Genomic DNA, 14,960 nt, shown 5'->3' on the forward strand with positions numbered 1-14,960 from the left:
TGCGTCAGGGCCGGATCACTGATCCAGCTGCAGCTTCTGCCAGGTGTAGGCGTTGATCTCGCGGTAGGCCGAGGCGTCGCTCTCCAGCTGCTTCTCGCGGGCCGGGAAGATCTCCCGGAGCTTGGCGCCCCAGGCTTCGGACTTGTACTGAGCGGGGAAGCAGCGCTCGAGCAGGCCGAGCATGATCGACACAGTCACCGAGGCGCCCGGGGAGGCGCCCAGCAGGGCGGCGATGGTGCCGTCCTCGGAAGCCACCAGCTCGGTGCCGAACTGCAGGATGCCGCCTTTCTTGGTGTCCTTCTTGATGATCTGCACGCGCTGGCCGGCGGTTTCCAGGCGCCAGTCCGCCGGGTTGGCCAGCGGGTAGAACTTGCGCAGGCTTTCCAGGCGCTGGTCCATGGACTGCATGACTTCGCGCACCAGGTAGCGGGTCAGGTCCATGTTGTCGCGGGCGACCGCCAGCATCGGCATCAGGTTGCTGCCGCGCACCGACAGCGGCAGGTCGAGGAAGGAGCCGTGGCGCAGGAACTTGGTGGAGAAGCCGGCGTAGGGCCCGAACAGCAGGGACTTCTTGCCGTCGACCACGCGGGTGTCCAGGTGCGGCACGGACATCGGCGGGGCGCCGACCTCGGCCTGGCTGTAGACCTTGGCCTGGTGCTGCCTGACCACTTCGGGGTTGTCGCAGCGCAGCCACTGGCCGCTCACCGGGAAGCCGCCGAAGCCCTTGCTTTCCGGGATGCCGGACATCTGCAGCAGCGGCAGCGCGCCGCCGCCGGCGCCGAGGAAGACGAACTTCGTGCGGATCTTGCGCGACTGGCCGTTCTGGGTGTTCTTGATGTCGACGATCCAGTCCTGGCCGTCGCGCTCCAGGCCCACGACCCTCTGGAAGTAGCTGATCTTCGCGCCTTCCTGCTTGCCCAGGCGGGCCAGCAGCTGGTTGGTCAGGGCGCCGAAGTTGACGTCGGTGCCATGCTCCACGCGGGTGGCGGCGACCTGCTCGTCGGCCGGGCGGCCGGGCATGGTCAGCGGCGCCCACTGGGCCAGCTGCTCGCGGTCCTCGGTGTAGACCATGGACTCGAAGGCATGGTGCTGGCTGAGGGTTTCGAAGCGCTTCTTCAGGAAGGACACGTCCTTGCCACGGACGAAGCTCAGGTGCGCCACCGGGTTGATGAAGTTGCGCGGATTGCCGAAGCCTTCCTTGTCCACCAGGTGCGCCCAGAACTGCTTGGACACCTCGAACTGGGCGTTGATCTGCACCGCTTTCTTGATGTCGATGGAGCCGTCGGCGGCCTGCGGCGTGTAGTTCAGCTCGCAGAGGCCGGCGTGGCCGGTACCGGCGTTGTTCCAGGGGTTGGAGCTCTCGATGGCTCCGGACTCCTGCAGTTCGACGATCTCCAGTCGGGTGTCGGGTTCGACTTCCTTCAACAGGGTCGCCAGGGTTGCGCTCATGATGCCGGCGCCAACCAGCAGCACATCCAAAGCTTCGTGTTCGTTCGCCATTCTCGCTCGCCACACTCTCGTGAAGTAGTGAAAAACCTTCAAATCACGCTCTTATGGAGACGTGAAGCTCAAAGGGGGTCGTCGCTGCGGGCGGGTCCGGACTCGGTTCGGAGGGGACTCGCGGCAATCCTTGCCTGAAAGTGTCGTCGCAACGATCGGTACAAAGCGCGAGGCCGGTGGCCACGGCGCAATTGGCGACTCTCTAGGAGGGTGTGACAGGCCGGCAGGCGCGAGGCTGCCGGGCTGTGGGACCCGATCAGGAGGCGTCCTTATAATCGGGGCGCGATTATAACGACGAAATGCAAAAAAAGCCCTCGGGCTTAGACTTTTTTCCGAGTTCCGGTCACCGGATTTCCTGTTTTTGCACCAGATTGGTGCGACTTGTCCTCGCGCGCGTCGCCGCCAAGGAACCTGTAACAAAGTGCCAGCGTCCAAGTTGCAGAGCGCTATCAGGGCGCTCCGACGGCCGGTATACTGCCCGCCGTTCCGAGCCCAACCCATGGAGACACGAACATGTTGCAGCGTCTGTTGCTCAGTCTGATCGCCGCCGGCACCCTGGCCTTGTCCGGCTGTGCCCTCAGCCCGCAACAACTGAACCCGGACCCGGTGTTCAAGGGCCAGCCGGTCGCCGTCGGCCAGGGCCAGCCAGTGGTGGTGAAGGTGGTCGACGGCCGCCAGAGCACCGAGCTGGGCACCCGTGGCGGCCTCTACTCGGAGACCAGCGCGGTCACCGTGCGCAGCCAGGACGTGATTCCCAAGCTGCAGGCCCAGACCGAGGCGGCGGTGCGCCTGCTCGGCTTCACCCCCTCGCCGAACGCCTACAACGCCCCGACCCTGACCCTCACCCTGGCCGAGCTGAAGTACCAGTCGCCCAAGGACGGCGTCTACGTCACCGAGGCCACCATAGGCGCGACCTTCCGCGTCGACGTGCAGGCCGGCGGGCGCCGCTACAGCGGCCGCTACGGTTCCTCGCTGAACCAGCGCTTCGGCATGGCGCCGAACCAGCAGACCAACACCAAGCTGGTCAGCGACGTGCTCAGCGACACCCTGGACCGCGTGTTCAAGGACCCGACCATCGGGCAGACCCTGAACCAGCGCTGATCGCTTCGGCGTGAACGAAAAAGCCCGGCGAGTCAGGCTGTGTGAAAAACCGAGCGGCTCTTCGAAGAGCGCGTTCCTACGTGAAATCTGAAGAGGCTTGGCTATTCAGCCAATCCAGAATCCACGTAGAAACGCGAAATCCAGGTTGTTTTTTAACCAATGGGACCGATCCTGAGGTTTTCACACAGCCTGGAGTGCCGGGCTTTTTCGTTCATGGTCGCGGGAATTCAGGCGGCGGCCTGGCGGAACGGGTCGGTCTCGTAGGCCGGCTGGCGCTCGTCGGCTTCCGGCAGGTCCAGGTGTTCGTGGCCGCAGGCCTGGCAGTACACCAGCCAGTGGTCGTCCTGGACGTTGAAGGAGAGGTCGGTGACCACGGCTTCGATCTCATCCAGGTGTTCGATCAGGTAGGCGCTTTCGTGGGGTACGATTTCGAGCATGGCGAATCTCCTAGGCGGGATACCGGATGGCGAAAGGTGACTAGCCAGTCATGTGCCAGGTGGTGAAAAAGGCTTAGAACCCTTCTCGATAAGGCTGACGTTCGTCGTGAATAAGACGACCGAACTGGCTGTGCCGTCCTCCTGACGGATACAATCGGCCGTCTTTCTTTCAGTTGCGTGACGTACCCGCCGCGGTTCGTCGCTTCGTACAGAACTCGGCCTTGGCGCTTTCTTGCTTCCTGGCGTGCAGTCCTGAAGTGTGGAGGTCGTGATGTCGCTGCAGGCGCTCTGGAATCTGTTCCAGGCCCATCCCGCCCGGGTCCTCAACGACCTGGCGCTGTTCTTCGCCCTGGCCGGCGCCTGGCTGCTGCTGGCCACCCGCCGGCGCGAGCGCCAGGCCCTGCAACGCCTGGTCGCCGGTGGCGATGGCGCGTCCGCGCCGCTGGCCGAGGCCGAGCCCTCGACGGCCAAGATCAACCGCTTCTTCTACCTCTTCGGCTTCGCCTGCCTGGCCCTGGCCGTGGGCCTGAGCCAGTACAGCACCCACCTGCCGGGCTGAAAACGCACCGTAGCGATGCAAAAGGGCGCCCGAGGGCGCCCTTTTCGTTCATGCGGTGGCTCAGGCCTGCTTGAGCCGGTACTGGTTCAGCACCGGGGTGGCGTACTGCAGGACCAGGTAGGGGCGGTGTTCCGGCGGGCAGGCCTGCAGGCGCTGCTGCCACTGCTCGCGGGCCCGACGCAACTCCTCGGCGCCGAACAGGCTCTCGGCGCCGGGCACGGCCAGGGTCGGGTCGCGCAGCTCGGACATCTCGTAGGCCAGGTAGTGCACCGGGAACAGCCGGTAGTTGCCGAGGATCTGCCGGTCCAGGGCGGCGGCCAACTGCTTGGCGTCGGCGTAGTCGCCGTCCATCTCGGCGCCGAAGTTGATCTGCACGCGCCCCTTGTAGCCGGTGATGCCCAGGGCGATGCTGGCGTCGTCCTCGCCCGGCGCCTTGCGGTATTCGCCGGTGCTGGCGCGGGTGTACAGCTCGCGGGCCTTGGCGGCGTCGCAGGGGTCGTACTCGTAGCTGATCGACACCGGGATCAGGTGCAGCTCGCGGACCACCTGGGCGAAGGGCTCGTCCTTGCGGCTCATGTGGAACATCTTGAGGATCGCCGAGTCGGTGCGGTCGTCACCGTCCTTGGCGCGGCCCTCGGCCTGGGCGATCCACACCGACTCGCCATCGTGGCGGATCGAGTGGTTGATGTAGGCCGAGAGGGTGTTGTAGGCCGCCAGCTTCTCGCGCCGGCCGCTGATCGAGCGGTGCACGATGAAGCTCTTGTTCAGGCGCATCAGGTCGCTGACGAAGGGCCGCTGCAGCAGGTTGTCACCGATGGCGATGCGCGGCGTCGGCAGCTTGGCGTGGTAGATGGCGTAGTTGCAGAACGCCGGGTCCATCACGATGTCGCGGTGGTTGGCGATGAACAGGTAGGCGCGGCCGCTCTTGAGATTGTCCAGCCCGGAGTAGGTGACGCCGTCGGTGGCGTGCTCGATGGTGCGGTCGACGTAGGGCTCGCACTTGTCCTGCAGCTCCACCACGCTGCGGATGCCGGTGACCTCGCGGGCCAGGCGGTGGGCGATCAGCGGGCGCAGCAGCCAGCCGAAGGGGCGCGACAGGCGCGGATAACGATAACGCGCCAGAATACCCAGGAAGGCGTCGTCGCTCAGCAGGCGCTGGAGAACGGCCGGGACTTCGGCGTCGTTGTACGGTCGGATGGCTTCGAACTCGCCCATCATGCTCTCTTGTTCATGGGTGTAACTGGCACGGCACGCGTCTGGCGCGGGCCTCTCCCCCGGAAAACCGGCCATGCCCGCGGGCCTGGCCGGATAAAAAGACCGCGGGAGTATAACGGAAGTCACAGGGGACCTTCAGATGCTCGAGACCCAGGCTTACCGCTGCCCTACTGCGGGGAACCGGCCGAGGCCGTGCTAGACCTCTCCGGCGGCGACCAGAGCTACTATGAAGATTGTCCGGTGTGTTGCCGGCCCATCCTGTTCCAGCTGTACACCGACGGCGCCCAGTGGTCGCTGGAGGTTCACCGGGAGGACGACTGATGCAGCGAGTCTACGAACCGGCCGACCTGGCCGAGGCCGAGTTGCTGGCCGGCATGCTGGCCAGCGAGGGCATCGCCTGCCACCTCGGCGGCCGCCACCTGCTCGGCGGCATCGGCGAGTTGCCGCTGCACGGCCTGCTGCACCTGTGGGTCGACGACGGGGCCGCGCAACAGGCGCGGGAGCTGATCCAGGCGTACAATGCCGCGCAGCCGTTGCCCGGCCCCGCCGACGAGTTCGGCCCGGCCAGCGGCGTCCTGCTCTGTTGAGGCCGCCCTGGAGCGCCGATGACCGCCCGCTTTGCCCTGTTCCGCTGGACCCGCGAGCTCGCCGAGCTGCCGGGCTTTCCCAAGGACCACCCGCCGCACTGGAACCTCGCCCCCGGCGCGCAGTTGCTGATGCTGCGCGAGGAGGCCGGCGCGCGCCGCGCCGGCCTGGCCCGCTGGGGCCTGACCCCGGCCTGGCTCACCGACCTGTCGCGCACCCCGGCCCACGCCCGCGCCGAAACCCTGGCCGAACAGCCGATGTTCCGCGAGGCCTTCGCCCGCCGCCGCTGCCTGGTGCCGGCCAACGGCTTCTACGAATGGCACGGCGTGCGCAAGCGCCCCTACTGGCTGGCCGGCGCCAGCGGCCTGAGCTACTTCGCGGCGGTCTGGGAGGCCTACCCGGTGGACGGCCACACCTGGCTGAGCCTGGCCCTGGTGACCCAGGCGGCCGGCCCGATGCGCCGCCCGCTGCTGCTGGAGAGCGAGGAGGAGAGGGCGCTCTGGCTAGGTGACGAGACGCCGGTGCCCAAGCTGCTGAGCCTGCTGGCGCGGCCGCAGGTGCGGCTGCGGGAGCAGGCGTTGGCGAGCATAGTCAACGATCCGGCTTGCGATGGACCGGAGTGTTTGACGCCGGCTTAGTACGGGGGCGTTGAGGGGGCTTTTCGTAGGAGCGAGCTTGCTCGCGAACGGTTGCCTCGGTGTTTCGGGGGAATTCCGCACCCTCTCCCCAGCCCTCTCCCTGAAGGGAGAGGGGGCAGTCCGTGCCAACGGGAAGCGTGGCGTTCGCCGGCTATTTCCGTGATTGCCGGCTGACTCAGAAATACCCAGGCACTCCGAACGGTCCCCTCTCCCTTCAGGGAGAGGGTTAGGGAGAGGGAAAGGCGCTGAACCAAAGCACCGAAGCCACCAGTGGGCACGGTTCGCAAGCAAGCCCACCCCAACAAAGAAACTCCCCACCCATCCGCCTTATCATCCAGAGGTCGCCACTCGCATTCAGCTGCCTGATAGTGCGCGCCAGCTTCCCCCTCACTTGCCTAAGCTGCAGGCCACCCCTTCGCTCTGGCCGCGTTGGCGGCGAACAGGAGTCCGGCATGCACAACAACAATAACGGCTACCCCTCCAGTGCCGTGGCCTGGTCCACGGTGGCGATCCTCATGGTCGCCTATGTCCTGTCGTTCATCGACCGGCAGATCCTCAACCTGCTGGTCGGGCCGATCCGTCGCGACCTGGTCATCAGCGACACCCAGATGAGCCTGCTCATGGGCCTGTCCTTCGCGCTCTTCTACACCCTCTGCGGCATCCCGCTGGGGCGCATGGCCGACAGCCGCAGCCGCCGCGGGCTGATCACCGTCGGCGTGCTGATCTGGAGCGCCATGACCGCGGCCTGCGGCCTGGCCCGGCAGTACTGGCAGTTCCTGCTGTTCCGCGTCGGTGTGGGCGTGGGCGAGGCGGCGCTGTCGCCGGCGGCCTATTCGCTGATCGCCGACAGCTTCCCGGCGCAGCGCCGGGCCACCGCCATCAGCGTGTATTCCATGGGCATCTACCTGGGCTCCGGGCTGGCCTTCCTGCTCGGCGGGCTGGTGATCAAGTTCGCCTCGGCCCAGGGCGACGTGCACCTGCCGCTGCTGGGCGAAGTGCGGCCCTGGCAGCTGATCTTCCTTCTCCTCGGCGCCGCCGGGGTGCTCTTCACCCTGCTGATGCTGGCGGTGAAGGAGCCGCAGCGCCACGGCGTGGGCGCCGGCGTCGAGGTGCCGATGCGCGAGGTCGGCGCCTACCTGCGGGCCAACCGCAAGACGGTGATCTGCCACAACTTCGGCTTCGCCTGCATCTCCTTCGCCAGCTACGGCAGCGGCGCCTGGGTGCCGACCTTCTTCGTCCGCACCTACGGCTGGGATGCCGGCCACGTCGGCGTGGTGTACGGCAGCATAGTGGCGGTGTTCGGCTGCCTGGGCATCGTCTTCGGCGGGCGCCTGGCCGACCGCTGGGCCAAGCGCGGGCGCAGCGACGCCAACATGCGCGTGGGCCTGCTGGCGGCCTGCCTGGCTCTGCCGCTGTCGGTGACCTTCCCGCTGCTGGACGATCCCAACCTGGTGGCCATGCTGATGGCGCCCACGGTGTTCTGCCTGAGCATGCCCTTCGGCGTGGCGCCGGCGGCGATCCAGGAGATCATGCCCAACTCCATGCGCGGCCAGGCCTCGGCCATCTACCTGTTCGTGGTCACCCTGTTCGGCCTGGGCGTCGGCCCCACGGCGGTGGCGCTGGTCACCGACTTCGTGTTCCACGACGACATGGCCCTGCGCTACTCGCTGCTGATCGTCACCAGCCTGGCGCTGCTGGGCGGCGTGCTGCTGCTCGGCCTGGGCCTGAAGCCCTACCGCCAGAGCCGCGAGCACCTGCAGAATTGGAGCCTGCAGCGCGAGGCCGGGCAGGACAAGGGCGGGATGCAGCGGCAGCCGGCGTAGGCTGCCATGCCCCGGCCAGCACCGTGGCAGGGGCGAGCCATCGCGGACGGAGTCCGCTCCTACGACCGTGCTCGACCGTAGGGCGAATAACCGTTCGCGGTTATCCGCCGTTGGCCGGAACGCCGGTGCCCGACGGCCGCGGCGGATAACGCCGTAGGCGTTATGCGCCCTACGGGTTGGAAAGAGGCGGCGCAGCCTGCAAGACAGTTGCTCCTACGCCCCCACCTGCACCGCCCCCATGTAGGAGCGCGCCCTGCGCGCGAATCGCGGGCAGGGCCCGCTCCTACAGTCTTTGGCGAGACACGGTATCGTCCGTAGGAGCGGACTCCGTCCGTTCAGTGCGCCGGCGTCGGTTCGGCCGCGGGCGCCAGGTCCTTCTTCGCCAGCAGCGTGTACACGCAGGGCAGCACGAACAGGGTGAAGAGGGTGCCCACGCTCATGCCGGTGGCGATCACCACGCCGATGTCGAAGCGGCTCACCGCGCCGGCGCCGGTGGCCAGCAGCAGCGGGATCACCCCCAGGACCATGGCCGCGGTGGTCATCAGCACCGGCCGCAGGCGGATGGCCGCGGCTTCCTCGATGGCCTCGCGCACGCCCAGGCCGCGCTCGTGGCGCAGCTGGTTGGCGAACTCGACGATGAGGATGCCGTGCTTGCTGATCAGCCCGATCAGCGTCACCAGGCCCACCTGGGTGTAGATGTTCAGGCTCGACAGGCCGAGGAACAGCGGCACCAGCGCGCCGCAGATCGACAGTGGCACCGTGACCATGATCACCAGCGGGTCGCGGAAGCTCTCGAACTGCGCCGCCAGCACCAGGAAGATCACCGCCAGGGCCAGGGCGAAGGTCAGCATCAGCGCGTTGCCTTCCTGGACGAACTGCCGCGAGGCGCCGGCGTAGTCGAAGGCGAAGCCGCGCGGCGACTCTTGCTCGGCTATCTGCTTCACGCTGTCGATGGCGTCGCCCATGCTCACCAGCGGCACGCCGGAGATGATCGCCGAGTTCAGCTGCTGGAACTGGTTGAGCTGGCGCGGCCGCGCGCGCTCGTGCAGGGTCACCACGGTGGACAGCGGCAGCAGCTCGCCGCGGCCGTTCTTCACGTAGTAGCTGCCCAGCCAGTCGGGGTTCTCGCGGAAGTGCCGCTCGACCTGGGCGATCACCTTGTAGCTGCGCCCGTCGATGGTGAAGCGGTTGATCTCGCCCTCGCCCAGCAGGCTGGCCAGGGTGACGCCCAGGTCCTGCATGGACACGCCCATCTGCGCCGCCTTGGCGCGGTCGATATCGACCACCAGCTCCGGCTTGTCGAAGGCCAGGTCGAGGTCGAGGAAGGCGAACTTGCCGGATGCCTCGGCGCGCTTCTTCACCCGCTCGGCCACCTGCAGCAGCGACTCGTAGTCGCTGGCGGTGTTGATCACGAACTGGAACGGCAGGCCTTCGCCGGTGCCCGGCAGCGACGGCAGGTTGAAGCCGAAGATCTGCAGGCCGGGGATCTTGTCCAGTTCCGCCTGCACCGCGTGGAGCAGTTCCATCTGGCTGCGCTGGCGCTCGTCCCAGGGCTTGAGCAGCATGCCGCCGATGCCGGTCTGCACGCCGTTGTAGCCGTTGATCTGGAACGCCGAGTAGTACTCGGGGAAGGTGCGGAAGATGCCCTCGAACTGGCTGGTGTACTTGTTCAGGTAGTCCAGGTTGGCGGTCTGCGGCGCATTGGCCATGAGGAAGACGATGCCCTGGTCTTCCTCCGGCGCCAGTTCCTTGTGGGTGAACACCAGCAGCAGCGGGATGATCGCCAGCACCAGCACGCCGAAGGTCAGCACCACCGGGCGGTTGTCCAGGGTGGCGTGGAGGCTGTGCTGGTAGCGCCGCTTCAGGGCCTCGAACATCAGGTCCAGGCGGTGCGCCAGGCCGCTGGGGTTTTCCTCGTGGCGCAGCAGGCGCGAGCACATCATCGGCGACAGCGTCAGCGCCACTATGCCGGAGATGATCACCGCGCCGGCCAGGGTGAAGGCGAACTCCTTGAACAGCGCGCCGGTCAGGCCGCTGAGGAAGCCGATGGGGGCGTACACCGCGGCCAGGGTGATGGTCATGGTGACCACCGGCACGGCGATTTCCCGCGCCCCTTCGATGGCGCCCTGGAAGGGCGACTTGCCGTCCTCGATGTGGCGGTGGATGTTCTCCACCACCACGATGGCGTCGTCCACCACCAGGCCGATGGCGAGCACCATGGCCAGCAGCGTCAGCAGGTTGATGGAGTAGCCCATCAGCTGCATGAAGAACAGCACGCCGATCATCGACAGCGGGATGGTCACCACCGGGATCAGCACCGAGCGGAAGGCGCCGAGGAACAGGAAGACCACCACTATGACGATGAGGATGGCCTCGCCGAGGGTCTTCACCACCTCGTCGATGGAGGCCTGGATGAAGCGCGTGGCGTCGTAGGCGATGGACACCTTCAGGTCCGGCGGCAGCTGTTCCTCCAGCTCGGGCATCTTGGCGCGGACTTCCTTGATCACGTCCAGCGGGTTGGAGCTGGGCGTGCCCTTGATGCCGATGTAGACCGAGGGAATGCCGTTGAACGAGCTGACCGAGTCGTAGCTGGCCGCGCCCAGTTCGACCCGCGCCACGTCGCTCATCAGCACGCGGCGATCGCCGAGGGTCTTCAGCGGGATGGCGGCGAAGGCTTCCGGCGACTTCAGGTCGGTGGCGGCGTTGACGCTGGTGACCACCAGCTCGCCCTTCACCTCGCCGGCGGCGGAGAGGAAGTTGTACTTGCGCACGGCGTCGTCGATGTCGCTGGCGGTGATGCCGTAGGCGGCCATCTTCACCGGGTCCAGCCACAGGCGCATGGCGAACACCTGGTTGCCGAGGATCTCCGCCTCGGCGATGCCCGGCAGGGTGGCGAGCTTGGGCTGGATCACCCGCGACAGGTAGTCGGTGATCTGCGGGTTGTCCATGTGCTCGCTGTAGAAGCTGATGTACATCAGCGCCGAGGCGTCGGCGGCTTCCTTGTCCAGCACCGGGTCCTCGGCGTCGGGTGGCAGCTGCGTCTTCACCTCGCCGATCTTCGACAGCAGCTCGGTCACCAGGCGGTCGGTGTTGGCGCCGATGTGCGCGTAGATGGAGATCACCGAGTAGTTCTGCCGGCTCACCGAGGTCATGTAGTCGATGCCCTCGGCGCTGGCCAGGCTCTGCTGCAGCGGCTGGGTGATGTAGCCCTGGATGGTCTCGGCGTTGGCCCCGGCGTAGAAGGTGGTGACGGTGATGAGCGCGTTCTCCATCTGCGGGTATTCGCGGATCACCAGGCGGCTGAAGGCCTGCATGCCGAGCAGGACGATCAGCAGGCTGACCACCGTCGCCAGCACCGGGCGGCGGATGAAGGGATCGGTAAAGGCCATGGTTCCAGTCCTTTGTCGTTGCGCCCGCGCGGCCGTGGCCGGGCGGGGTTCGGCGGCCGCGCGGGCCGCCCTGTGCATCGGTTGCGGTCAGCGCACGTCGTCGACGATGGCCACCGGCGTGCCGCTGTCCAGCTTGAGCTGGCCGCTGGTCACCACCGGCTCGCCGACCTTCAGGCCGTCGAGGATCACCGCCTTGCCTTCGCGGCGCTCGCCGACCTTGACGAAGCGGCGCTCCACGGCCAGCAGCGGCTGGCCCTTGGCGTCGTTCTGCGGCTTGCCGTCCTTGTCCTGTTTGGGCACCACCACGTACACCGAGTTGCCGTACAGGGTGAAGGCGATGGCGGTCTCCGGCACCACCACGCGCTGCGCGGTTTCCGGCAGCTGCACCTCGAGGCTGGCGAACATGCCCGGCAGCAGCTTGCCGTCGGGGTTGGCCATGGCCGCGCGCACCTGCAGGTTGCGCGTCTCGTTGTCCACCCGCGGGTTCAGCGCCTGGATGCGCGCCTCGAACACCTGGCCCGGGTAGGCCGCGACCGTGACCAGCACGCGCTGCCCGACCTGCAGGCGGGGGAAGTCCTGTTCCGGCAGGAAGAAGTCCACCAGCAGGGTGGAGAGGTCCTGCAGGGTGGCGATGGGCGTGCCCGGCGAGACGTAGTCGCCGACGTCCACCTGGCGGATGCCGATGGTGCCGCCGAAGGGGGCGAGCACGCGCTTCTTCGCCAGCGCCGCCTTGAGCTGCGCGACCGTGGCGCTGGAGCGCTGCAGCTGCGCGGCCAGGCGGTCGAACTCGCTCTTGGAGATGGCCTGGCGGCCGACCAGGCTGCGGCCGCGCTCGAACTCCACCTGGGCCAGGTTGAGGTCGGCCTCGGCGGTGCGCAGGGTGGCGGCCTCGACGTCGTTCTCCAGCTGCACGATGGGCTGGTCGACGCGGACCTTCTCGCCGGAGGCGAACAGCACCTGGCGCACGGTACCCGAGGCTTCGGCGGTGAGCACCACGCCCTGGTTGGCGCGCAGGGTGCCGATGGCCGGCAGGCGGCTCTGCCAGGTGAGCGCCTCGGCCTTCACCGCGGTGACGCTGACCGGCGGGCGCGGCGCGGTGAACTGGGCGATCTGCTTCTGGATGGAGAGATACTTGGAGCCGGCGAGCACCGCGACTATGACGGCGACCGCGCCGAGCATGATCAGCATGCGGCGCAACATGTTCCTGTTCCTTGGTGAGTGCCTGGCGGCTCTGCGCCGCGAGGGGCCCGTTCCTGCATGGCCGGCCCTGCGTTCGCGGGACTGCATCGCTTCCCGGAGCCTGTCGGGAATGCCCCGTTGCGGGGCAGAAGTGCGCACATTAGACGGAGTTCGCTTCCGCGTCAAAGTACCTTGATTGCAGGACGTTTCCCCCGCCGGGGGATTTAGCGCGCCCCCGCAAGGCGAGCGCGCCCTCTGCGCCGAGGGCTCGCCGGGCGTGGCTCAGGAGGCCAGGTGCAGGTGGTTGTCCCAGAACGCCGGGGGCAGTTGCAGCGGTTGGGCGGCGATCTTCTCGCCACGGCAGTCGTAGAGGCGGCAGCGGCCCTGGCCGGAGGTGACCACGAAGCCGTCCTTCACCGCGCCGACGCCGGCGCAGTCGGGTAGCGGCGCGTCCAGGCGCAGGGCGCCGCTGTCCAGGTCCCAGATGAAGAAGCGGTTGCCGCGCGGTGCGGTCAGGGCCACCAGGCGCAGTTCGTCGTGCACCGCCACGCTGGCGGTGTACTGGACCATGGCCTGGCGTTGCTCCTCGCCCAGCGGGAAGCTCTGGAAGGCCTGCCCCGGGCGCTTGATGGCGAGCAGGTCGGCGGCCTCGTGGGCGTCGCCCATGAACTGCTGGCAGGCGACGATGGTGCCGTCGGCGGCGATGGCCAGGTGGCGCACGCTGTTCATCTGCTGGGCCAGGGTTTCCTTGGAGATCAGCGCGCCGTCGCGGCGCATCAGCACCAGGCTCGGCTCCATGGCGTCGAGGTTCATCTCGACCCGGCTCTCGGCCTCGGTGCGGATGCCGCCGTTGGCCACCACCAGGGTCTCGCCGTCGGGCAGCCAGGCCACTTCGTGGGGGCCCAGGCCATGGGTCGGCACCTCGCCGGTGTGCGCCAGGCGCTCGCCGTCGAAGCGGTAGATGCCGAGCAGGCCGCGGCCCGGGTCGGTGGTGTCGTTCTCGGTGGCGTAGAGCCACTCGCCGTCCCCGTGCCACACGCCGTGGCCGTAGAAGTGGCGGTCCGGCTGTGAATCGAGGGTCTGCAGCAGGCGGCCGTCCTCCAGGCTCACCAGGTAGCTCTGGCGCCCCGGGCGGCGGGCCACGAACAGCGCCAGCGGCAGGCTCGGGTGCTGGACGATGGCGTGGCAGCGCAGGCCCACCTCGGTGGCGAACGCGCACTGGCCGTCCAGGCGGTAGCCCACCGCGTAGTGCTTGCCGTCCGCGTCGTCGCGGGCGGACAGCAGCAGGGGCTCCCGGCCCTTGCGCGACAGCGTCCAGCCGCCGAAGGAGAGGGCGCCGAGCAGCAGGCTGCCCAGGCCGATCACGTGACGTCGCAGCATGGCGTTCACCTCTTTCACATCGTTGCCTTGACCTGGCGAGCCAGCGCCAGGCGTCTCTCCAACGACGCCTGGCCGACGCTCGGCCGGTCAGTCGCCGTCGTTGGCGTTGAAGCCCAGCTGCACGCCCAATGCCTTGGCCAGCTCGCCCTCGTGCAGGCGGTGGACCACGTTCAGGCTGTCGTACAGCTCGTTGAGCTGCTTGATGCCGGCGTCGTCCTTGAGCAGTTCGCCCAGGGGCTGCCTGAGCGCGGCGAACTTGCCGTGGACGTCGGCGTAGGCGGCGTCGATCTTGCCGGCCAGGTCCTTTTGCTCGCCCGGCAGCAGGGCGCGCAGGCCCTTGCCGTCGGAGCCCTTCCACAGCGCCTCGGCGCCGTTCAGGCTGGATTCCAGGCTGGCCAGGGAGGCGTCGCTGCGCCAGTTCTCGGCCTGGAACGGCTGCGGGATGCCCTTGCTCTGGCGGCCCAGCGGGGTGCCGAGCTTCTTCTTCAGCATGTCCAGGGCGGTGACCTGTACACGGAGCATTTCGGCGATGGCCTCGTGGGCGTCGGCGTAGCGCTCGTTGGGGAACTTGCTCATCTGCGCCAGCATGCCGTTGTCGGCCTTCCAGCGCGCCAGGATGTCCTGGGCCAGGGCCTGCTGGTGCTCGCCGATGGCTTCCAGCAGCGGGCAGTAGCGCGCGCGGGTGGCGGCGTCGGCGAGGTCGATCCTGGCGTCGAAGAGGATGTACTCGTAGGCGGTCAGGCCCTGCACCACCACGCTGGACTTGGCCAGGGTGGCGGGGGTGATCTGGGCGTCGCCGCCGAGCAGTTGCTCGACCTGGCGCGCCACCAGGTTCTTCTTGTCCGGGTAGAACTGGATCTGCCAGGCGCGGTTGCCCTCGGCCAGCGGGCCGATCAGCAGCGGCTGCAGCTCGGCCCAGGCCTTCTGCGCGGCGACGAAGTCGGCGCGGGCGCGGGCCAGGTCTTCCTTGCCCTGGCAGAAGGCCAGGGAGCTGGCGGCCAGCGCGCGGTCGGCGTCGACCCAGCGGCCGTAGGCCGGCAGGATCACCTGCTGGGCCAGCGCGGCGCTGGTGGTCGCCTGCGGGTCCTGCGGCGAGCAGGCGCCCAGGGCGATGGCGAGGCTGGTGAGCAGTAGTCGGGGGCGGAACATGTTCG

General features: G+C 68.0%; 12 protein-coding genes and 1 pseudogene. 6 read left to right on the plus strand and 7 right to left on the minus strand.

The window, feature by feature from the left end; translation table 11 throughout:
- Positions 1 to 15: 15 nt before the first annotated feature.
- On the minus strand, positions 16 to 1,500 hold the full coding sequence (gene mqo / locus PKO50_RS02040) for a malate dehydrogenase (quinone) (RefSeq protein ID WP_275628665.1): 1,485 nt from the start codon (positions 1,498 to 1,500) through the stop codon (positions 16 to 18).
- Positions 1,501 to 2,013: 513 nt separating this feature from the next.
- Between mqo and PKO50_RS02045 the strand changes: the two genes are divergently transcribed.
- Complete coding sequence (locus PKO50_RS02045; protein WP_089389718.1) at positions 2,014 to 2,601, plus strand: YajG family lipoprotein; 588 nt, start codon at positions 2,014 to 2,016, stop codon at positions 2,599 to 2,601.
- 227 nt (positions 2,602 to 2,828) lie between these two features.
- Here PKO50_RS02045 and PKO50_RS02050 read toward each other — a convergent pair whose 3' ends face one another.
- Positions 2,829 to 3,038 carry a hypothetical protein gene (locus PKO50_RS02050; RefSeq protein ID WP_009615850.1) on the minus strand — a complete coding sequence of 70 codons (210 nt, stop codon included), beginning with the start codon at positions 3,036 to 3,038 and terminating at the stop codon, positions 2,829 to 2,831.
- Positions 3,039 to 3,309: 271 nt separating this feature from the next.
- Between PKO50_RS02050 and PKO50_RS02055 the strand changes: the two genes are divergently transcribed.
- The gene (locus tag PKO50_RS02055; protein WP_109936742.1) at positions 3,310 to 3,597 is read left to right on the plus strand and encodes a hypothetical protein; all 288 of its coding nucleotides are present in this window, start codon (positions 3,310 to 3,312) and stop codon (positions 3,595 to 3,597) included.
- A gap of 60 nt (positions 3,598 to 3,657) precedes the next feature.
- Here the strand turns inward: PKO50_RS02055 and PKO50_RS02060 are convergent, their stop codons facing one another.
- Positions 3,658 to 4,815: a 1-acyl-sn-glycerol-3-phosphate acyltransferase gene (locus PKO50_RS02060; protein WP_275628666.1), complete on the minus strand. Its 1,158-nt coding sequence runs from the start codon at positions 4,813 to 4,815 to the stop codon at positions 3,658 to 3,660.
- Between the two features lie 136 nt (positions 4,816 to 4,951).
- On the opposite strand from PKO50_RS02060, the pseudogene PKO50_RS02065 reads away from it, so the two are divergent.
- The 4 genes and pseudogenes from PKO50_RS02065 (at position 4,952) to PKO50_RS02080 (ending at position 7,858) form a co-directional block, all read left to right on the plus strand.
- Positions 4,952 to 5,133 (plus strand): annotated as a pseudogene (locus PKO50_RS02065) (CPXCG motif-containing cysteine-rich protein).
- Complete coding sequence (locus PKO50_RS02070; protein ID WP_275628667.1) at positions 5,133 to 5,399, plus strand: DUF2007 domain-containing protein; 267 nt, start codon at positions 5,133 to 5,135, stop codon at positions 5,397 to 5,399. Before PKO50_RS02065 ends, PKO50_RS02070 begins: the two are co-directional and overlap by 1 nt.
- Before the next feature lie 18 nt (positions 5,400 to 5,417).
- Positions 5,418 to 6,035 (plus strand): SOS response-associated peptidase, encoded by a 618-nt coding sequence (locus PKO50_RS02075; RefSeq protein ID WP_275628668.1) that lies wholly within the window; start codon positions 5,418 to 5,420, stop codon positions 6,033 to 6,035.
- Between the two features lie 452 nt (positions 6,036 to 6,487).
- Entirely contained in the window at positions 6,488 to 7,858 is a 1,371-nt protein-coding gene (locus tag PKO50_RS02080) for an MFS transporter (protein WP_275628669.1), read from the plus strand.
- A 335-nt stretch (positions 7,859 to 8,193) separates the two neighbouring features.
- On the opposite strand, the gene PKO50_RS02085 is transcribed toward PKO50_RS02080, so the two are convergent.
- The 4 genes from PKO50_RS02085 to PKO50_RS02100 form a co-directional block, all read right to left on the minus strand.
- Complete coding sequence (locus PKO50_RS02085; RefSeq protein ID WP_275628670.1) at positions 8,194 to 11,247, minus strand: multidrug efflux RND transporter permease subunit; 3,054 nt, start codon at positions 11,245 to 11,247, stop codon at positions 8,194 to 8,196.
- An 87-nt stretch (positions 11,248 to 11,334) separates the two neighbouring features.
- Positions 11,335 to 12,447, minus strand: a complete 1,113-nt coding sequence (locus tag PKO50_RS02090; protein WP_275628671.1) for an efflux RND transporter periplasmic adaptor subunit — start codon at positions 12,445 to 12,447, stop codon at positions 11,335 to 11,337.
- A gap of 261 nt (positions 12,448 to 12,708) precedes the next feature.
- A complete protein-coding gene (locus tag PKO50_RS02095; protein ID WP_275628672.1) occupies positions 12,709 to 13,806 on the minus strand; it encodes a DUF1513 domain-containing protein in 1,098 nt (365 codons plus the stop codon).
- 87 nt (positions 13,807 to 13,893) lie between these two features.
- The gene (locus PKO50_RS02100) at positions 13,894 to 14,955 is read right to left on the minus strand and encodes an imelysin family protein (protein ID WP_275628673.1); all 1,062 of its coding nucleotides are present in this window, start codon (positions 14,953 to 14,955) and stop codon (positions 13,894 to 13,896) included.
- Positions 14,956 to 14,960: the final 5 nt, after the last annotated feature.

This window comes from Pseudomonas sp. 273 (assembly GCF_029201425.1).
GTDB lineage: Bacteria > Pseudomonadota > Gammaproteobacteria > Pseudomonadales > Pseudomonadaceae > Pseudomonas > Pseudomonas delhiensis.